The following is a 19,599-nucleotide window of genomic DNA, read 5'->3' on the forward strand; positions in this document are numbered from 1 at the left end:
AGGAAGCTGCTGGTGCAATAGCGCGCGGCTGGCAGGAGGGATGGGCAGATTATCGCGGGCAATAAAAAAGCCGGCTTGTGGCCGGCTTTCAGGGGGTAGTCCAACCTTACTTCTGGTAGGGCGGACCGCCTTGATTCTGTGGCGATGCAGTGAGCTGCTCGCGGGGCGCAGATGGTAGCAAAGTCGGGACGAAAAGCCTAATCCCGGTCATGAAAAAGCCCCGCCGTGGCGGGGCTTTTTCGTGGCGCGGATAATCCGCGCCACCGTTACTTGGCCTGGAAGGCGGCAACGGCCTTGGTGATGTAGTCGTGAGCCTGGGCGGCGTCGCCCCAGCCTTCGACCTTCACCCACTTGCCCTTCTCGAGATCCTTGTAGTTCTCGAAGAAGTGCTTGATCTGCTCCAGCAGCAGGGCCGGCAGGTCGGTGTATTCCTTCACGTCCTTGTACAGGACGGTCAGCTTGTCGTGCGGTACGGCGATCAGCTTGGCGTCGCCGCCGGCTTCGTCGCTCATGTTCAGCACGCCAACCGGACGGGCGCGGATCACGGAGCCCGGAGCGACCGGATACGGGGTCACGACCAGCACGTCCAGGGGGTCACCGTCGTCGGCCAGGGTGTTCGGGATGAAGCCGTAGTTGGCCGGGTAGAACATCGGGGTGGCCATGAAACGGTCGACGAACAGGCAGTCGGTGTCCTTGTCGATCTCGTACTTGATCGGCGCGTGGTTGGCCGGGATCTCGATGGCGACGTAAATGTCGTTCGGCAGGTCTTTGCCAGCCGGGATGCTGCTGTAGCTCATGGACGACTCCAGATAGTGGTCGGGCCGAAAAAGTGCGGCGGATTATAGGCAGATTGCCGTGTCCAAGCCACAGACATCGCCTAGTGCGCCCGAGTTTCCTGATATTCGGGGTGCTCGGCCTGAAGCTTGTGCAGGCGCGAGAGCGGATCTTGCCGGTAGAACAGCGAAAGCTGCTCATAGACTTTGGGATAGGCCGCCTGAAGGAGGTCCGGAGCGGTAAAGAAGTACTCGCTGGTGACGGCGAAGAACTCGGCCGGATTCTCCGCCGCGTACGGGTCGATGGCGGTGTGCGCCTGCGGGTTGTGGTCGAGCTGGCGGTTCAGGTCGTCGTAGGCGGCCTGCATGGCGGCGGCCCAGTCGGCGACGCGCATGTCGCGGTGCAGCGGTGGCATGCCGTTGGCGTCGCCATTGAGCATGTCGAGCTTGTGTGCCAGTTCGTGGATCACCAGGTTGTAGGCTTCCCAGCCACCGCCGCTTTCCACGCCGGGCCAGGCGAGGATCACCGGGCCTTGCAGCGAGGTTTCGCCGGCGCGCTCGTCGTCGAACTCGTGCATGACGCCCGCTGGGTCGCGGTGCTTCTGCGGGCTGACGAAGTCGTCGGGATACAGGACCAGCTCATGGAAGCCGCCGTACCAGTTCAGGTCCGGGAGGTGCAGCAGCGGCAGTTCGGCCTGGGTGGCCAGCAGCAGGCGGCGGTAGTCGTCCAGTTCGATGCCTGGCAGCGGCGAGAGGCGCTTGTCGCGCAGGAACAGCAGCGCCCGCTCGCCGAGCCGGCGCAGCTCCTCTTCGCTCAGGCCGTCGAGGATCGGCAGGTGGCGGCGCACCTGCGCCCACAGCTGGGGCTCGAGCGGATAGCGGGCGAGGAAGCGCCGGCGGCGCCAGGCGCTGAACGACCACATGGGCGGATCAGTGCTCGCCGGGCTGGGCCTTGGCCGAGGGGCGCAGCTTGTGGCGGATGAAGCCGATCAGCATGGGCACCAGGGAGAAGGCGATGATGGCGACGATCATCACCGAGAGGTTCTGCTTGATGAACGGCACGTTGCCGAAGAAGAAGCCCAGGGTCACCAGGCCGCCGACCCAGGCGATGCTGCCGGCCACGCTGAAGAACAGGAAGCGCGCATAGGGCATGTAGGCCATGCCGGCAACGAAGGGGGCGAAGGTCCGCACGATAGGCAGGAAGCGCGCCAGGGTCACGGTCTTGCCGCCGTGGCGCTCGTAGAAGGCATGGGTCTGGTCCAGGTAGTCGCGGCGGAAGACCTTGGAGTTCGGGTTGCTGAACAGGCGCTTGCCCAGGGTTCGGCCGATCACGTAGTTGGTGCTGTCGCCGCTGATCGCCGCGAGCAGCAGCAGGCCGCCGAGCATCCACGGGTCCATGCCGCCGGTGGCGCAGATGGCGCCGGCGATGAAGAGCAGGGAGTCGCCCGGCAGGAAGGGCGTCACCACCAGGCCGGTTTCGCAGAAGATCACCAGGAAGAGGATGGCGTAGATCCAGGTGCCATAGTTGGCTACCGCCAGCGACAGGTAGGAGTCGAGGTGGAGAATCAGGTCGATCGGGTTGAATTCCATGAGAAGCCTGTCTGACAACAAGGTGAACGGCCGGGCCGCCCATTATAAGGCGCGGCCGGGCTGCCGGGGGCGCGCTCCGTCGAATCCTGCGACGGAGGTCCGCGGGAGGATATTACAGCTTCTGCGTGAAAATCCTGTCGCTGTGAGCGCGGCAACGCCTTGTGACAAATGCCGGGGCAGGGCCCTCTGGCACCTCAGAGCAGGCTCGCCTGCCAGCTCAGCAGGTCCGTTGTCGTCCGGGGCGCCAGGGCGGCCCCGTGCCGATCGCTGGTCGCCGGCAACTGCTCGGCCAGCGGATGCGCGGCGACTTCGCGGGTGTTCATCGCGCTTTCCAGATGGGCCTCGGCGATCAGTTGCTGAAGACGGCCACTGCGGCGCAGGGTGCGCAGGCCGCGATCGAGGCTGGCGGCCAGGGCTTCGCCTTCGGCGCGCTTCTTCGGCACCAGCACGTAGAGCGGCTTGACCTCCAGCGGCGGGTCGACGAACTCCAGTTGCTCGCGCAGCGCCGGGGCGTTCTGGCTGAGCAACTGGTAGCCGGTGTAGCGGTCCACCACGGCCAGGTCGATGCGCCCGCGCAGGAGTTTTTCCAGGTTCTGCCAGTCGCTGCTGACCACGTCCTTGTTGAGGAAGTCGGCGGCGTCGAAGCCTTCCTGGTTGACGTAACCACGCACCACGCCGATGCGGTAGGGGCGCAGGGTGTCGAGGTCGCGCGGGTTGATCGGCAGGGCGCGGTCGCGGCGGCGGAAGAAGCCGAGCTGGGAGTCCAGCAGCGGCATCGAGGTGTAGAAGTCCTGGCTGCGGTCTGGCGACAGGTAGGCCGGCATCAGTGCATCGAAGCGGCCTTCGCGGGTTTCGTTGAGGGCCCGTTGCCAGGGCAGGAAGACCAGTTCCGCCTTGTCGCCGTTGAGCGCCAGGGCTTCGTTGAGGATGCGGCTGGCCAGCCCGTTGCCCGGCAGGTCACTGCCGACGTAGGGCGCCCATTCCAGGGTGGCGACGCGCAGGGTCTGGGCCTGGCCGTTGGCGCCCAGGACGGCGAGACAGAGACAGGCGGTGCGCAGAACGAGCAGGGAAATACGCATGGGATCCCTTCATGCGGAGGCCGCGGCGATTCCGATGATGGCACTTTAATGCGCCCGGCCCGCCGATGCCAGCGGGCCGGTCTGCGGCCTTTACCGGAACGTCAGTTCAGGTCGTCGCTGATCGGCAGGATGTAGTTCTTGAACTCGCTGTCCTCGCGGAAACCGATGGACTCGTAGACCTTCTGCGCCACTTCGTTGTTGACGCTGGTGGACACGCGCATGCGCACGGCCTGGGTCTCGCGGGCCATCTGTCGGGCGGTCTGCAGCAAATGGTCGGCGACCAGCTGGCGGCGGGCCTCTTCGGCGACGTAGATGTCGTTGAGGATCCACACGCGCTTGAGTGACAGCGAGGAGTAGCTCGGATAGAGCTGGCAGAAACCCATCAGCTTGCTGTCGTCGTCGTCCGGCAGGGCCAGGTAGATCACCGATTCCTTGCGACGCAGGCGCTTCTCCAGAAATTTCCGCGAGGACTCGGGGTAGGGGAGCATGCCGTAGAACTCGCGGTATTTGACGAACAGCGGCGCGAGCAGGTCGAGATGGTCGAGCGTGGCTTGCACGATGCGCATAAGCGGGCCTCGGCGGGAGGTGAATGGGCTGGTATGGCAATGCAGGGGCTATGCCAGCGGATAGCCATTGGTCCGATGCTGCACCAGAAATTGTTGAAAGCGCAATCCAAGCGAGCGTTTGATCAACGCCAGCAGCTGTCGACGCTGCCCACGCTCACGCCGCGGGTGCCGTGTTCGTCCAGGGTGAAGTCGCCGCAGTCCGGATCGCGCAGTTGGGCGCCCCTTCGCTGGGCGGTCAGCCGGTAGCGGCGCATATCGCCGTCGGGATACTCGGCGGCCAGTTCGTACAATTGGCTGGTCGAGAGGCGCTTGCCGTCGGCCGTGAGCGGGTAGGTGAACGCCAGCTTCGCGGGATCGTCGGTGTACTTGCTGTATTGCGCCAGGTAGCGCTCCTGTTGGGCGGCGGCGTCGTGCAGCAGGCTCTGGGCCTCGCTGCGGTTGGCGCGCAGGACGAACTGGCGGTAGCTGGGTATGGCGATGCCGGCGAGCAGGGCCAGGATGGAAACGACCACCATCATTTCGACCAGGGTGAATCCGCCGGCGTTTGTGAGGTGCGGCGCAGGCGCTGGGGGCAGGGCTTTCATGGGTAACTCACGGGCAGGTTGTAGTTCATGATCCGCCAGTTGAAGCGGCCCTGGTTCACCGGGTTGAACAGCTGTACGGGAAGACGGTTGCCCTCGGGGGTGTAGAGGCTGTCGCCGATGCGCGTCACCGGGCCGTCGATGCGCACGCCGCTGGCGGTCTCGCTGAAGGAGCCGTCGCCCACCAGGTCGAACACGTTGAAGTCCAGTGCACCACCGGTCTTCGGGTTCACTGCCAGCAGCCAGTAGGTGATACCCGCGCTGCAGGGGTCGGCGTTGGGTTGGCCGATGGTGACGAACAACACGTCGCCGAGCATGAAGGGCTGATCAAGGACCCTCTCGCCATCGGCGAGGTCGACGTACCAGCCACGGATGCCGACGCCGCGTTTGCCGCTGCTGTCCCAGGCCACGGTGGTATTGCTCAGCTGACGGACTTCGCTGGTGCCGGCACTGTGGGCGACGGTTTCCTGTTTCAGCGTCTGAGCCTGCAGGTCGGCAAGTCTGGTCAGGGCTGCAGGGGCGCCGGCGCCCTCGACGTGGGCGAGGTAGTCGGTCTGGTCCCAGAAGCCGTAAAGGGACTGGCGGCTGGCGGCGCCTTCCTTGTCGCCCCCCTCGAAGTACTTGCCGGTGCCGGCGATCACCAGTTGTCCGCCACGTGGATGCTGGGTGACCTCGGCGGCAGCGCTCAGTGGCTGGCTGCGGCTGGCGGGGATGCTGGCGAGCAGGCTGGACGCGAGGTCGAGGCCGGCCTGCCGGTAGAGCCGGCCCTGCAGGCTGCCGTAGTAACGCTGGGCGAGTTCGCCGGGGCTGGCGGCGTGAGTCCAGGCGACCGTGCTGCCCACCTCGCCGTCGCCGGCGGCGGACTCGCTGGCGGCGCTGATGCGCCCGTCCTCCAGGCGGATCGACAGGGAGTAGCCCTTGGCGGTGTCGTAACCGTTGCCGGTGAGCACATAGGCAACACCGTCGGCGATCGTGATCACCGGGCGGTCGAGTACGTAGCCGAAGTCGATGTCCTTGTCGTTTTCGCTGCTGGCGCTGCCGGCATACTCCCAGAGCAGGCGTGGCTCGTCGGCGTCGGTGATGTCCAGGGCGAACAGACCGCGGCCGCCGCGTCCGGGCGCCATGACCAGTACGGTGTGCCAGCTGCCATCGAAATGGACATCGCGGGTGACCGCGCTGCCGTCGACGTAGAAGCGGTGCAGGCTGTTGGTGTTTTCCTCTTCCGAGCGCGCGGCGTAGTTGGAGTCGGAGAGGTAGTTGAGCTGCCCGTACACGGCGGCGGGAATGAAGGCCCAGCGTTCCCGGCCGGTCTCGTCGAAGGCGTGCAGCATGCCGTCGTTGGCGCCGACGTAGAGACGACTTTCGCGGTTGGCGTTGGCCCGCCGGAACGCGTCGTAGCCGGTCGCACCGGAGGCTTTCTCCAGGTAGTAGGTGACGGACGACGGCGCGCCGACGACCACGGGCGAGGAGTAGATGATGTCGCCCAGCAGGTGGTTGCGGGCGCGGAAGGTGTTGCCTTCGTCACTGCGATCGCCGCGCAGCCAGGCGACGCGCTTTGCCCCCAGCTTGTCCTCGCGCTGGGTGCCCGGTGCGCGGTCGAGCATCTGCTGCTGTTCTGCTGCGAGGTGGCTCCAGGTGAAGGCCTGCAGGTTGCCCTTGGCGCTGTCCGGCGCGGTATTGGTGTAGATGCTGCGGCTGGCGGGCGCGCGCAGGTTGAGCTGGTTGCGGAACGACAGCGCGGAATTCGCCTGCGCATTGCCGTTGGCGTCCAGGCGGTATTGCAGGATGTCGCCGCTCCAGTCGGTAGGTTGATAGCTGGCGCGGTAGAGATGGGTGTCGGTGCTCAGCGAGGTAGAGCTGGCGCCCGCGGCGGCCACCGCCAACTGGTTGCTGGAGATGCTGCTGACGATCGCCTGGAAGGCCTTGACCAGTTCGCTGGTGGAGTCGGCGCTGAAGAACTCGCCGCGGGAGTTCAGCGCGCCGTGCCAGAGCGCGGCCACCTTGCCCTCGTTCGCGGTGACGGTCATGCCGTCGAGGCTGGTGCTGGCGCTGGGGTTCGGCCAGCTCCTGGTGCCATCGAGCAGTCGCGGATAGGAGCCGGAATAGGTGTCGCCGTCCCATTGCAGGTACTTCAGCGTCGGGCCGAGCCCCAGGCCTACGGTGTAGGTGACCACGTGTTGCCAGGTGGCTGGGTCGTTCTTCGGATTCCAGTAGTCGTTGCCGTCGCGAAAGCGCGGCGGAACCTTGTTGTCCAGGTCGGTGCGGGCATCGGTGGCCCAGCCGAGGAAGATGTTGTCGGCCAGTGTGTTCGACCATTTGTCCTGGTAGGGCGCCGTCGCGGCGAAGGCCGTGCCGTCGGGCAGGGTTCGCGCGGTGCCGTCTGCATTGCTGCCACCGGAGCCATCGCCGAAGCCGTCGGTCATCAGCAGGTGGTAGCTGGGCCGGCAAGCGTACTCGGTCTTTACGTCGCGGGTGCTGCCCGGCACACGGGCATAGGGGTTATAGGCGGTGGTGTTGCTCAGGTAGTTGTTGACCCGGTTCTGCGCCGTACCCAGCGGTGTGCCGCCGCTGGCGGCCAGGCGGCTGGTGAAGTTGAAGAAGTCGGCCTTGTGCTGGCCGGCGAAGGCCGCGAGCGTCTGGTTGCCGCAGGCCGTGGAACTCATGCTGAAGTTGGTGTTGTAGCAGCTGTTGAGCGCCTGCCAGGTCACCCGGATGTGCTCGGGCAGGTCGAACAGCGCCAGGTTGGCGGCGGTGCGCGTGGCAAGCTGGCGGGTGCGGTAGAAGGAAAACCAGTTGGCGTAGTTCTGCTTCTCCTCCGCGCTGGTGACCCAGTGCGGGGTGAAGCAGGTCCGGGTGCAGGCGCTGGCGCTGGTGAACGACGAGTCCGCCGCGCAGTTCTGCACGGCGCTGAGGCTGCTGGTGGCCACATTGCGCGCGTGCGGGCAGGACGCATCGAACTGGTAGTAGTGGGCGTAGCGCTGGTAACTGTCGGTGCTGTTGACCGCCTGGGTCGCGTTCTGGCTGTAGCCGTTGCCGGTATTCCGGTCGAGGTCGACGGTGCCGGTCTGGTTGGTGAGAAACCCGTCGTAGTAGGCCTTGTCGAAGCTCGTGGTGTAGCGCTCGCTGACGATCCGGCCGCCGCTGAACGTGACCTTCCACGGCGCCTCGTAGGTGATGTCCGGGTTGTAGTACATCGGGTTGTAGGCGGTGGATCGGTTGGCGATGCTGTAGGAGCTCATGCCATCCGGGGTGTAGGCGCTGGTCATGCTGCCGGAGTCGTCGAGGGTGACGATCAGGTTGGGGGCGACGCCTTCCACCAGGAACAGCGGTGCCTGGCTGGGCGTTGCGGCGCGGGCTCCCGTGCAGGCGAACAGCAGCGCCAGGCTGGCCAGCGCGGCGCGGCGGGACGGCGAGTGGAAGCTGTCAGCGCTGGACACGGGCGTACTCCTGAAGTCGGACCAGGGCCTGGTCGGTGATGCCGGTCGAGAGCGCGTTCATCTGCAGCAGCAAGGTGCCGCTGCCCGCCAGGCAGTCGGACAGGCCGCTGGAAGAGCGGCTCTCGCATTGCGCGGCAACGTACCAGCGGGGCGCGCTGCTCAGTTCAGCCAGTTGGTCGGGAGTGGCCAGGTCGTTGCCCCGGTAGGTGCGTGCCCGGGTCAGCAGTGCGCTGCTGGCGGCGTTCTCCGGTTCGAGCCAGAGCCGGTCGCAGAGCAACACCTCTTGCTGGTTCTGCGCGGTGCTGATGCAGGTGTCGGCTTCGCCCACGGCCATCGACGGGCTGTAGCGGGTCCGGTCGAGGGCTTCGCTGATCGCCGAGTCGGCGCCACCCAGCGCCGCCTGGTAGTCCCTGGACTCGGCCAGGCTGTTGTCCAGCAGCAGGCCGCTGCGCAGGTTGCCCAGGGTCAGGATGCTCAGCGCCAGCAGCAGGAGCAGGGCGATCAGCAGGGTCTGGCCACGTTGCCGGTTCATGGCTGGTTCCTCAGGTAGAGCGTCTGCGTGAAGGCGTTGCACAGGCCGCGCGCACCGGTGCTTTGCGTCGTCGCGGGGTTCAGCGGGTCCTGGTAGGTGCAGTTCTCGGACAGCAGCGCGCGGCTGGAGGTGAGCACCAGGCCGGCGCGGAGCTGGTTGGTCGAGCCGACCGCGAACATCAGGTCGTGGATGCCGCTGGCCAGGGCGACCTCGCCGGTGGAGAGGGCGTTGTTGGTCTTGCACAGCAGCTCGCCGTCGACCAGGCGCAGGTGGCTGACCAACACCTGCGGGTTGCCCGCATCGTCATCGCTGTAGAGGGGAGCGCCGGTGCAATCCTGGTGTACCTGCGCCTCGCTGCGCTGAGGGCGCTGGTAGCGCAGGCACAGGCCGCGGCCGCCGGCATCCAGGCTGGTGCCCTTGCCTGCGTCGAAGGTGCACCCGGTGGCTGAGTCGGTCAGGGCCGGAAAGGGCCCCTCGCGGTCAATGACGAAGTCGTACTGCTGGTCATCGGCGGCAGTGGCGTGGCGCACCCAGGCGCTGTAGCCGGCACGCCCGCTCTCGCGCTGCAGCAGGTCGAGAATGAAGCGGGCATTGGCCTGGTTCTGCTGCTGCGCGTGATTGAAGGCAGCGTTGTCGCTGCCTGACAGGTAAATCTGCAGCACCCCGAACAGCACCATCACGCCCAGTGCGATGGCGACCATCAGTTCGATCAGGGACAGGCCGGTCTGGCGGTGCGCGGTCATGGCTGGAAGCTCAGGCGATAGCGCTCGACGCCACCGCCATCGCTGCCGGAAAGGCAGGCGGCGTCGTCATCGTCGGCAGTGGTCGGACTGCCGGCCTGGCAATTGCGGCTGTGCCAGGCCAGCTGGATCAGCAGCAGCGGCTGGCGCGAACTGGCGTCGCAGGTCTTGCCGTCGCGGCTGGGGCAGATGAAGGTGGCGTCGCTCAACAGCGCATCGTCGGTGTTGAGCTTCAGGCGCAACTGCTCGACCCAGCAGGCCAGCTCACGACGGGCCCTGTCCGACTTGCCCAGGCCGCTGGTGGCGCAGCTCTGGCCGCTGCCCAGGCTGGGAAAGCCGGTGCCGGCCGGGACCAGGTAGGCCGCGTCCGCAGTGAGCTTGCCCTTGCTGACCAGCGCCTCGCGATTGGCCTGGATGCTGCGGGCGAGGTCCGCAGCCAGCAGCAGGGCGTTCTGCCGCTGCTGGCTATCGTGGCTGTAGGCGATGGAGCGGCTCTGCAGGGCTAGCATGCCGAGCAGGGCGACGCTGGTGAGCATCACCGCGACCATGACCTCGATCAGATAGAAGCCCCGCTGGGCCACAGGGGATCGGCGTATCAGTCGCATGGGGCCACCGCTCCGCCGCGCTGCAGGCAGACCTTGCTCGAGTAGCGGCCGGCGGTCAGGGTGAAGACACGCGGGAAGCTGCCGCTGCCCATGGCGATGCCGTTGCCGTCGAATGCCAGCGACCCCGCCTGCTCCTGGGTGACGAGCACATTGCCGGAATCGTCGAGACGGGTCCTGCGTAACTCGATCTCCCGGTGACCCTCCAGTTCACCGCCGCGCAGTCGCCCCACGCTCAGCACGGAGGTCCAGTCGCCGCTGCTCTGCGGCGTCACCTGCACCGGCTGGCGACCGATCTGCGCCTGGGCGCGGGCGTACTGCAATACCGCGACCAGTTGCTTGCTGGTGCTCTGGGCGCGATTGCGGTTGATCAGCAGGTCGAAGGAGGGCACCGCGATGCCCAGCAGAATCGCCAGGATCGCGATGGTCACCATCGCTTCGATCAGGGTGAAACCGTGCTGAACCCGTTGGGGACATGCAGGGGCGTGCAACTGAGTCTTGGGTGAATCCATCTTCTCGCCATCGACATGAAGCGCCGTGTTCTGGTGCTTCCTTTCGTGCCAGGGGCACGGTCCTTGATGGCGTGGTTTTTATCGCGGCGAGCGGCAGAGGCGATTTAAGACGATTCTTAAAGACGGCGGCGCGCTGCGCGGCATGTGGTCGCGTTCACGCTGTGGGCGGTCTGGCCAGCCGCCGATGAGTCAACCACTGATAAGAAAATTGCCATGCACTCCACTGCTGTCGCCCTCCAGTGCCGGAAGCTGCGCCTCGTCCTTCAGGTTCACTCCCGACAGCTGCCGGCGGCACGCCTCGCGCATCAGGTAGAGCAGGCGGTGCGTGGCGAGGCCGTAGCTCAGGCCCTCCAGTCGGACGTTGGAGATGCAGTTGCGGTAGGCGTCGTTCAGGCCGACCTTCGGCGCCCAGGTGAAGTACAGGCCGAGGCTGTCCGGCGAGGAAAGGCCGGGGCGCTCGCCGATCAGGATCACCACCATCTTCGCCCGCAGCAGCTCGGCAACTTCGTCGGCCACGGCGACCCGGCCCTGTTGCACCAGTGCGACCGGCGACAGGCTCCAGCCCTCGTTGCGCGCCTGTTCCTCCATGCGTTCGAGGAAGGGCAGGCTGTGGCGCTGCACGGCCAGTGAGGAGAGCCCGTCGGCGATCACCACGGCGAGGTCGTAGCCTTGCGGATGGCGGTCGGCATGGCGGCGCAGGATCTCTACCGAATCTTCGCTCAGGCGGCGGCCGAGATCGGGGCGTTGCAGATAGGTGTCGCGGTCGTCGGCGGCGCTATGCAGCAGCAGCGTCTCGCGGCCGCGTTCGGCCAGTTGCGCGGCGAGGCCATCGCGGTCGAACGGCAGGTGCACGGCGTCACGCGCCTGGGCGTGGGCGAACTGGAAATCCAGCTGCGCGCCGGTCGGCAGGCTGGTGCCGGCGCGGCCCAGGGCGATGCGCGCGGAGGTCAGCCGGCGCAGCTCCTGCCAGGGGTTGGGGGTGAAGCTGTCGCTCATCGAAAACTCCTCAGGCGATTGGCCCTCAGGCCAGTTGCGCAAGCGCGTGGCGGAAGGCGCCGGGAAGCTGGCCGGCCATTTCGATCCGGCCATCGTGCTGGCGGAGGATTTCCATGCGCTCCAGCCACGCCTCGAACTCCGGCGCCGGCCGCAGGCCCAGCGTCTGGCGCGCGTAGAGCGCGTCGTGGAAGGAGGTGGTCTGGTAGTTGAGCATCACGTCGTCGGAACCGGGGATGCCCATGATGAAGTTGATGCCGGCCACGCCCAGCAGCGTCAGGAGCATGTCCATGTCGTCCTGGTCGGCCTCGGCGTGGTTGGTGTAGCAGATGTCGCAGCCCATGGGCACGCCGAGCAGCTTGGCGCAGAAGTGGTCTTCCAGCCCGGCGCGGATGATCTGCTTGCCGTTGTACAGGTACTCCGGGCCGATGAAGCCGACCACGGTGTTCACCAGGAACGGCTTGAAGTGCCGCGCCACCGCGTAGGCGCGGGTTTCGCAGGTCTGCTGGTCGACGCCGTGGTGGGCGTTGGCGGATAGCGCGCTGCCCTGGCCGGTCTCGAAGTACATGAGGTTGTCGCCGAGCGTCCCGCGTTTCTGCGACAGCCCGGCCTCGTAGCCTTCCTGGAGGATCGACAGGCTCACGCCGAAGCTGGCGTTGGCGGCCTCGGTGCCGGCGATGGACTGAAACACCAGGTCCAGCGGCGCCCCGCGGTTGATCGCCTCGATGGAACTGGTGACGTGGGTGAGCACGCAGGACTGGGTGGGAATCTCGTAGCGCTGGATGATCGCGTCGAGCATCTCCAGCAGCGTGCAGATCGATTGCAGGCTGTCGGTGGCCGGGTTGATGCCGAGCATGGCGTCGCCGTTGCCGTAGAGCAGGCCGTCGAGCACGCTGGCGGCGATGCCGGCCGGGTCGTCCGTGGGGTGGTTGGGTTGCAGCCGCGTGGACATGCGCCCGCGCAGGCCCATGGTGTTGCGGAAGCGGGTGACCACGCGGATTTTCTGCGCGACCAGCACCAGGTCCTGCACGCGCATGATCTTCGACACCGCCGCCGCCATCTCCGGCGTCAGGCCCGGCGCCAGGGCGCGCAGGCTGGTTTCGTCGGCTGCATCGCCGAGCAGCCAGTCGCGCAGGCCACCCACCGTGAGGTGGCTGACCGGCGCAAAGGCCTGGCGATCGTGAGTGTCGATGATCAGCCGGGTGACCTCGTCGCTCTCGTAGGGAATCAGCGCCTCGTCGAGGAAGTGCTTGAGCGGGATGTCGGCCAGCGCCATCTGCGCGGCGACGCGCTCGGCATCGCTGCCGGCGGCGACCCCGGCGAGGCGGTCGCCGGAGCGCGCCGGGCTGGCCTTGGCCATCACCTCGCGCAGGCTGTCGAAGCGCCAGGTCTGGCCACCGACGCTGTGGACGAATCCGGACATGGCGCTACTCCTCAGCCCTGGCTGGCGAACGATGCATCGGTGCCGCGGTTGAGGCTGATGACGATGCTGCAGATGGAGCAGCCACCGATCATCAGCACCAGGAACACCGAGGCGATGACGCCGTTGAACCAGAGCATGGCGGCCAGGCACACCAGCGCCAGGGCCAGCGCGATGGCCGGCACCACCGGGTAGCCCGGCGCGCGGAAGCTGCGCTCCAGGTCCGGCTCGCTGCGGCGCAGCTTGAACAGGCTGAACATGCTCATGATGTACATGACGATGGCGCCGAACACGCTCATGGTGATCATCGCCGCGGTCAGGGTCATGCCCTGCAGGCTGATCAGGCCGTCGCTGAAGATCGCCGCGATGCCCACGGCGCCGCCGGCAAGAATCGCCCGGTGCGGGGTCTGGAAGCGCGACAGCTTGGCCAGGCTGCGCGGCAGGAAGCCGGCACGGGCGAGGGCGAAGAACTGCCGCGAGTAGCCGAGGATGATGCCGTGGAAGCTCGCCACGAGGCCGAACAGGCCGATCCACACCAGCATGTGCATCCAGGTGGAGTTGTTGCCGACCACGGCCTTCATCGCCTGTGGCAGCGGGTCGTTGATGTTCGACAGGGCGCGCCAGTCACCCACGCCGCCGGCGAAGATCATCACGCCGATGGCCAGGGTCACCAGGGTCAGGATGCCGGCGATGTAGGCGCGCGGGATGGTGCGTTTCGGGTCTTTCGCCTCCTCGGCAGCCATGGCCGCGCCCTCGATGGCGAGGAAGAACCAGATGGCGAACGGAATGGCGGCGAAGATGCCGGCCATGGCGGTGGAGCCGAACACGTCGGAGCCGGCCCAGCCGTTGAGCACGAAGTTGCTGAAGCTGAAGCCTGGCGCCACCACGCCCATGAACACCAGCAGCTCGGCTACCGCCAGCACGGTCACCACCAGTTCGAAGGTGGCGGCGATGCTCACGCCGAGGATGTTCAGGGTCATGAAGATCACATAGGCACCAGTGGCCGCCCACTTCGGATCGAGGCCGGGGAACTGCACGTTGAGGTAGGCGCCGATGGCCATGGCGATGGCCGGCGGGGCGAAGACGAACTCGATCAACGTGGCGATGCCGGCGACCATCCCGCCGGTCTTGCCGAACGCCCGCAGGCTGTAGGCGAACGGCCCGCCGGCATGGGGAATGGCGGTGGTCAGCTCGGTGTAGCTGAAGATGAAGCAGGTGTACATCACCGCGACGATCAGCGTGGTGACGAGGAAACCCAGGGTGCCGGCGGCGGCCCAGCCGTAGCTCCAGCCGAAGTACTCGCCGGAGATCACCAGGCCCACGGCGAGCCCCCAGAGGTGCAGGGTGCCAAGCGTTGGTTTGAGTTGTGATGCGCTCATTGTTGTTATTCCTCTCTCCGCAAGGGATAGGCCGCAGTGGGGCGGGCCGCAGGGGCGTGGACGGATACCTGAGCTTCGATGGTAGTGGCGCACCGCCGTGCAAGACTTGACCGCTGGAACCGGCTTTCGCCGTGCAGGGTCAACTGGTTGTTACCCATTGCCCCACACGTCACCCGGTGCTCGCTTCTGGTGCCGGAAATCGCCTGCCTGCCCCGTGCTGTGGCAGCTGCAGGCCAGGCGTGGCGCCGTGTCCGGCTGATCGGTAATGCATGGCGAGGCACGGGAATTGCTTTGTTTATTCGTTCCCTTGTTTCCGGGAGCCTTGTGCCTTGCGCGTCTCAAAACAAGATCGGTAACCGACATGAGCCAGCCCCTGTTTTCCCCATCCGGCCTGAGCCTGCCCCTGGCCAGCAACATCGGCGTGCTGTCCGCCGCCGCCAGCGGCCTGGGTCGCTTCATCGGCGACCAGGGCGGCGACATCGATCGCGTCTTCGGCCGCGCCGGCATCGACCCGGAGCGCCTGCTGCATCCGACCCTGAGCCTGGCGCTGACCAACTACTGCCAGGTGCTGGAAGAAGCCGCGCGACAGTCGGGCTGTGACAACTTCGGGCTGCGTTACGGCGAGCAGTTCCGCCCGCGCGAACTGGGCCTGCTGGGCTACGTCGGGCTGTGCTCGGAGACGCTGGAGGACGCGCTGAAGAACTTCGCCGCCGCCTTCCCCTATCACCAGCACGACACCCTGATCCGCCTGGTGGATTGCGGCGAGTGCTATCGCTTCGACTACCAGGTCCGCCACGGCGCGATCCTCGATCGCCGCCAGGACGCCGAGCTGACCCTGGGCATGGCGCTGAACCTGATGCGCCACGCGCTCGGCCCCGAGTGGGCGCCCCGTGCGGTGAGTTTCGAGCATGCACGGCCCGAAGGCTGGCAGGAACATGGCCGGGTGTTCGACGCGCCGGTGCTGTTCCAGCGCGGCTGCAACTCGATGCTGATTCCCAAGCGTGATCTCTATGGCCGGCAGATGCCCGAGCGCGACGCCAACCTGCTGTTCCTGGTACAGGACGTGATCCGCCGCCTGGGCGAGCAGGGCGGTGCGCCCAACCTGGTCGAAGATGCCGGCACGCAGATTCGCCTGGCTCTCAGTGACGGCGAGCCCTCGCTGGAGCTGATCGCCGAGCAGCTGGAACTCACCACCGCGGGCTTGCAGCGCCGCCTGCGCGAGGCCGGGCTGAGCTTCAGCCAACTGGTGGAAAATACCCGCCGCGAGCTGGCGCTGCATTATCTGCGTCAGCCGCAACGGCCGATTTCCGAGCTGGCGCCGTTGCTCGGCTACTCCGAGACCAGCGCCTTTTCCCGCGCCTTCCGCCGCTGGTTCGGCGTGAGCCCGCGGCAGTGGCGCAGCGACGCGAGCTGAGCATTCGCATGTAGGAGCGGGCCATGCCCGCGATCGCCGGCTATGCCGGCGGCCTGCATACGGATCGCGGGCATGGCCCGCTCCTACAAGAGCACTCTTCCTGTTTTCTCCGGGCATAAAAAAGCGCGGCCCGTGGGCCGCGCAAAGATCGATTCGGGGGAGACCGCCCGGCGAGCCGGGCGGGGTCAATCAGCAGCGCGCAATCAGAAGAAGCCCAGCGGGTTGATGTCGTAGCTCACCAGCAGGTTCTTGGTCTGCTGATAGTGGTCGAGCATCATCTTGTGGGTCTCGCGGCCCACGCCGGATTTCTTGTAGCCACCGAAGGCGGCGTGCGCCGGGTACAGGTGGTAGCAGTTGGTCCACACGCGGCCGGCCTTGATGCCGCGGCCCATGCGGTAGGCGCGGTTGATGTCGCGGGTCCAGACGCCGGCGCCGAGGCCGTACTCGGTGTCGTTGGCAATCGCCAGTGCTTCGGCTTCGTCCTTGAAGGTGGTGACGCCCACCACCGGTCCGAAGATTTCTTCCTGGAACACGCGCATCTTGTTGCTGCCCTTGAGCAGCGTCGGCTGGATGTAATAGCCGGTGGACAGGTTGCCATCGAGCTTCTCGACCGAGCCGCCGACCAGGATCTGCGCGCCTTCCTGCTGGGCGATGTCGAGGTAGGAGAGGATCTTCTCGTACTGCTGCTGCGAGGCCTGGGCGCCGACCATGGTGTCGGTGTCCAGCGGGTCGCCGCGCTTGATCGCCTTCACCTTCTTCATCACCACGTCCATGAACTGCGGGTAGATGGACTCCTGCACCAGCGCGCGGGACGGGCAGGTGCAAACCTCGCCCTGGTTGAAGAAGGCCAGCACCAGGCCTTCGGCGGCCTTCTCGATGAAGGTCGGCTCGGCCTGCATGATGTCTTCGAAGTAGATGTTCGGGCTCTTGCCGCCCAGTTCCACGGTGGACGGGATGATGTTCTCCGCGGCGCACTTGAGGATGTGCGAGCCCACCGGGGTCGAGCCGGTGAAGGCGATCTTGGCGATGCGCTTGCTGGTGGCCAGCGCTTCACCGGCCTCCTTGCCGAAGCCCTGGACGACGTTGAGCACGCCCTTGGGCAGCAGGTCGCCGATCAGTTCCATCAGCACGCAGATGCCCAGCGGGGTCTGCTCGGCCGGCTTGAGCACGATGCAGTTGCCGGCGGCCAGGGCCGGGGCGAGTTTCCACGCGGCCATCAGCAGCGGGAAGTTCCACGGGATGATCTGCCCGACCACGCCCAGCGGTTCATGGATGTGGTACGCGACGGTGCTGTCGTTGATCTCGGCGGCGCTGCCTTCCTGTGCGCGGATGCAGCCGGCGAAGTAGCGGAAGTGGTCCGCCGCCAGCGGGATGTCGGCGTTGAGGGTTTCGCGCACCGGCTTGCCGTTGTCCCAGGTCTCGGTGACGGCCAGCAGTTCCAGGTTCTGTTCGATGCGGTCGGCGATCTTCAGCAGTACCAGCGAGCGGTCCTGCACCGAGGTGCGGCCCCAGGCGTCGGCGGCGGCATGGGCGGCGTCCAGCGCCTTGTCGATGTCTTCGGCGGTGGAGCGGGGGAATTCGGCGATGGGCTGGCCATTCACCGGCGAGGTGTTGGTGAAGTACTGACCCTTCACCGGCGGGACGAACTCGCCGCCGATGTAGTTGCCGTAGCGCGCCTTGAACGAAACGATGGCGCCTTCGCTACCGGGATGGGCATAACGCATGGTCGGATCTCCTGGGTCTTGTGCTTGTTGGGGAGGACGTTGAACAAGCGTAGAGCAAGGGCCGGGCCATGCCAGTGAAAGCCCCGCGCCGCTTGGGTTGCGGCGAATCGAGCCGGGCGCCGGAAATCGCCCTGTAACGGCCCTGGCACAGGGCTGGGTGACACTTTGTCCCGTATTCGTGACAGTCGTGACCTGACGGTCGGACAGGCGTTGCATTGGGGTGGCGCGTGGGGGATGCTGTCCTGCGTTTCGGCGAATTGTCTGACAAACAGTCGCAGGAATCCGGGGCTGCCTCCCCGTCCCCCAAGCGGAGAACAACAAGAATGCGCGCCAACGATTTGAGCCGCCACGCCCGCCAGGTCATGACCGTGGCCGAGGGCAAGGCCCGCGCCGGAGCACCCGGTGCGGACCCGTCGATCGCCCGCTCCTGGATGCGCTGCCTGGAGCAGTACCACCTCGACCCGGCGCAACCCATGGCGCCGACGGTGCTGGAACATGCGCGCATGCTCGAAGTCCGCGAGCACCATCGCCAGGTGCTGGAAATCGCCAGCGGCGAGATGAACAGCCTGCACCAGCAGCTCTCCGGCGCCGGCCATGCGGTGCTGCTCACCGATTCCCGTGGCGTCATTCTCAATTGCGTGAGCGAAGCCGCCGAGCGCCGCACCTTCGAGCAGGCCGGGCTGTGGCTGGGCGCGGATTGGAGCGAGGCGCGCGAGGGCACCAACGGCATCGGTACCTGCCTGGTGGAACGCCAGGCGCTGACCATCCACCAGGACGAACACTTCCGCAGCCGCCACACCGGGCTGACCTGCTCGGCCAGCCCGGTGTTCGACCCGCAGGGCGAACTGCTGGCGGTGCTCGACGTTTCCTCCGCGCGCCGCGACGTGTCGCGGCAGAGCCAGTTCCACACCATGGCGCTGGTCAACCTGTCGGCCAAGGCCATCGAGAGCTGCTACTTCCTGCGGCATTTCGAGGACCAGTGGTTGCTGCGCTTCCACCTGCAACCGGACGGCCTCGGCCTGTTCAGCGAAGGCCTGCTGGCCTTCGGCGCTGACGGGCGAATCCGCGCGGCGAACCAGAGCGCGATCAACCTGCTCGGCAGCCGCCGGGACAGCCTCATTGGGCGCTCCCTGGAGCAATTCTTCGATTGCCGGCTGGACGACCTGTTCAGCCGCGCCGACCCGCAGCCCAATGCCAGTTGGCCGTTGCGCACCCACGCTGGCCGCACTCTCTATGCGCTGCTGCGTGGCCAGCGTCCGATCGCCGCCGCGCCGGTGCTGCCGCGTGCGCCGCTGGCGAAAGGGCTGTGCATCGACGATCCGCAACTGGCCCATGATTTCCGCCGCGCGCTGAAGGTCTACGCCCACGACGTGCCGCTGCTGCTGCAGGGCGAGACCGGCACCGGCAAGGAAGCTTTCGCCCGCGCCGTGCACCTGGGCGGCGAGCGTGCCGGCAAGGCCTTCGTCGCGCTGAACTGCGCGGCGATCCCCGAGACCCTGATCGAGAGCGAACTGTTCGGCTACCGCGGAGGCAGCTTCACCGGCGCCCGCAAGGAGGGCATGCGCGGCAAGTTGCAGCAGGCCGACGGCGGCACGCTGTTCCTCGACGAGATCGGCGACATGCCGCTGGCGTTGCAGACCCGCCTGCTGCGCGTGCTGGAAGAGCGCCAGGTAGTGCCCATCGGCGGCGAGCCGCAGGATGTGGACATCCGCCTGATCAGCGCCAGCCACCGCGACCTGGAAGCGCTGGTGGCCGCCGGGCAGTTCCGCGAAGACCTCTACTACCGCCTCAACGGTTTGGTCGTCGCATTGCCGCCGCTGCGCGAGCGCGATGACCGCGGTGCGTTGCTCGATCACCTGCTGGCCGAGGAGAGCAAGGGCCGCGCGGTGCGACTGGACGACGACGTGCGCCGGCACCTGCTGGACTTTCCCTGGCCGGGCAACGTGCGCCAGCTGCGCAACGTGCTGCGCACGCTCTGCGCGCTATGCGATGGCGGGCGGGTTCAGATGGCCGACCTGCCGCCGGACCTGCGCCGTACTTCGGCTCCCGCCGTTGTTGCGTTACCGGTGAGCGAGGAGGGCGGCGACACCCTCGGCGCCGCCGAGCGCGACGCGCTGCTGGCCGTCCTGGAAGCGCAGCGCTGGCACGTCAGCCGCGCCGCGCAGCAGCTGGGCATCAGCCGCAACACGCTGTACCGCAAGCTCAATCGCCATGGGTTGCGGCGGCAGGTCTGAGCCTTGGCGGTTCGCGAGCAAGC

17 protein-coding genes are annotated in these 19,599 nt (G+C 66.8%); 2 read left to right on the forward strand and 15 right to left on the reverse strand.

The window, feature by feature from the left end; all coding sequences use genetic code 11:
- Window positions 1-266 precede the first annotated feature (266 nt).
- From ppa to eat, 14 genes are all read right to left on the reverse strand, one after another.
- Window positions 267-797, reverse strand: a complete 531-nt coding sequence (ppa, locus tag UB43_RS25640; RefSeq protein WP_017521720.1) for an inorganic diphosphatase — start codon at window positions 795-797, stop codon at window positions 267-269.
- Between the two features lie 80 nt (window positions 798-877).
- Window positions 878-1,696 carry a zinc-dependent peptidase gene (locus UB43_RS25645; RefSeq protein ID WP_045217023.1) on the reverse strand — a complete coding sequence of 273 codons (819 nt, stop codon included), beginning with the start codon at window positions 1,694-1,696 and terminating at the stop codon, window positions 878-880.
- 7 nt (window positions 1,697-1,703) lie between these two features.
- Window positions 1,704-2,363: a DedA family protein gene (locus UB43_RS25650; protein ID WP_045217026.1), complete on the reverse strand. Its 660-nt coding sequence runs from the start codon at window positions 2,361-2,363 to the stop codon at window positions 1,704-1,706.
- A gap of 194 nt (window positions 2,364-2,557) precedes the next feature.
- Window positions 2,558-3,442 (reverse strand): ABC transporter substrate-binding protein, encoded by an 885-nt coding sequence (locus UB43_RS25655; RefSeq protein WP_045217028.1) that lies wholly within the window; start codon window positions 3,440-3,442, stop codon window positions 2,558-2,560.
- 101 nt (window positions 3,443-3,543) lie between these two features.
- The gene (locus UB43_RS25660; protein WP_045217031.1) at window positions 3,544-4,008 is read right to left on the reverse strand and encodes an N-acetyltransferase; all 465 of its coding nucleotides are present in this window, start codon (window positions 4,006-4,008) and stop codon (window positions 3,544-3,546) included.
- 122 nt (window positions 4,009-4,130) lie between these two features.
- Window positions 4,131-4,592, reverse strand: a complete 462-nt coding sequence (locus UB43_RS25665) for a type IV pilin protein (RefSeq protein WP_045217033.1) — start codon at window positions 4,590-4,592, stop codon at window positions 4,131-4,133.
- Window positions 4,589-8,026, reverse strand: a complete 3,438-nt coding sequence (locus tag UB43_RS25670; protein WP_045217036.1) for a pilus assembly protein — start codon at window positions 8,024-8,026, stop codon at window positions 4,589-4,591. The genes UB43_RS25665 and UB43_RS25670 overlap by 4 nt, the downstream gene beginning before the upstream one ends.
- Window positions 8,013-8,558, reverse strand: coding sequence for a hypothetical protein (locus tag UB43_RS25675; protein ID WP_045217038.1), 546 nt, complete (start codon window positions 8,556-8,558; stop codon window positions 8,013-8,015). Before UB43_RS25675 ends, UB43_RS25670 begins: the two co-directional genes overlap by 14 nt.
- The gene (locus UB43_RS25680) at window positions 8,555-9,301 is read right to left on the reverse strand and encodes a PilW family protein (protein ID WP_045217041.1); all 747 of its coding nucleotides are present in this window, start codon (window positions 9,299-9,301) and stop codon (window positions 8,555-8,557) included. Before UB43_RS25680 ends, UB43_RS25675 begins: the two co-directional genes overlap by 4 nt.
- Entirely contained in the window at window positions 9,298-9,903 is a 606-nt protein-coding gene (gene pilV / locus UB43_RS28895; protein WP_082085910.1) for a type IV pilus modification protein PilV, read from the reverse strand. Before pilV ends, UB43_RS25680 begins: the two co-directional genes overlap by 4 nt.
- Window positions 9,894-10,412 carry a GspH/FimT family pseudopilin gene (locus tag UB43_RS28900; protein WP_082085911.1) on the reverse strand — a complete coding sequence of 173 codons (519 nt, stop codon included), beginning with the start codon at window positions 10,410-10,412 and terminating at the stop codon, window positions 9,894-9,896. Before UB43_RS28900 ends, pilV begins: the two co-directional genes overlap by 10 nt.
- Before the next feature lie 189 nt (window positions 10,413-10,601).
- On the reverse strand, window positions 10,602-11,408 hold the full coding sequence (eutC, locus tag UB43_RS25695; RefSeq protein WP_045217043.1) for an ethanolamine ammonia-lyase subunit EutC: 807 nt from the start codon (window positions 11,406-11,408) through the stop codon (window positions 10,602-10,604).
- Between the two features lie 25 nt (window positions 11,409-11,433).
- On the reverse strand, window positions 11,434-12,828 hold the full coding sequence (locus UB43_RS25700; protein WP_045217046.1) for an ethanolamine ammonia-lyase subunit EutB: 1,395 nt from the start codon (window positions 12,826-12,828) through the stop codon (window positions 11,434-11,436).
- 11 nt (window positions 12,829-12,839) lie between these two features.
- Window positions 12,840-14,204, reverse strand: coding sequence for an ethanolamine permease (gene eat / locus UB43_RS25705; protein ID WP_045217049.1), 1,365 nt, complete (start codon window positions 14,202-14,204; stop codon window positions 12,840-12,842).
- Between the two features lie 361 nt (window positions 14,205-14,565).
- Between eat and UB43_RS25710 the strand changes: the two genes are divergently transcribed.
- Complete coding sequence (locus UB43_RS25710) at window positions 14,566-15,618, forward strand: AraC family transcriptional regulator (protein ID WP_045217051.1); 1,053 nt, start codon at window positions 14,566-14,568, stop codon at window positions 15,616-15,618.
- A gap of 203 nt (window positions 15,619-15,821) precedes the next feature.
- Here the strand turns inward: UB43_RS25710 and UB43_RS25715 are convergent, their stop codons facing one another.
- Entirely contained in the window at window positions 15,822-17,342 is a 1,521-nt protein-coding gene (locus UB43_RS25715) for an aldehyde dehydrogenase family protein (protein WP_045217053.1), read from the reverse strand.
- Between the two features lie 323 nt (window positions 17,343-17,665).
- On the opposite strand from UB43_RS25715, the gene UB43_RS25720 reads away from it, so the two are divergent.
- A complete protein-coding gene (locus tag UB43_RS25720; protein ID WP_045217056.1) occupies window positions 17,666-19,576 on the forward strand; it encodes a sigma-54-dependent Fis family transcriptional regulator in 1,911 nt (636 codons plus the stop codon).
- Window positions 19,577-19,599: the final 23 nt, after the last annotated feature.

It is taken from the genome of Pseudomonas sp. 21 (genome assembly GCF_000955805.1).
In the GTDB taxonomy this organism is placed as follows: domain Bacteria; phylum Pseudomonadota; class Gammaproteobacteria; order Pseudomonadales; family Pseudomonadaceae; genus Pseudomonas.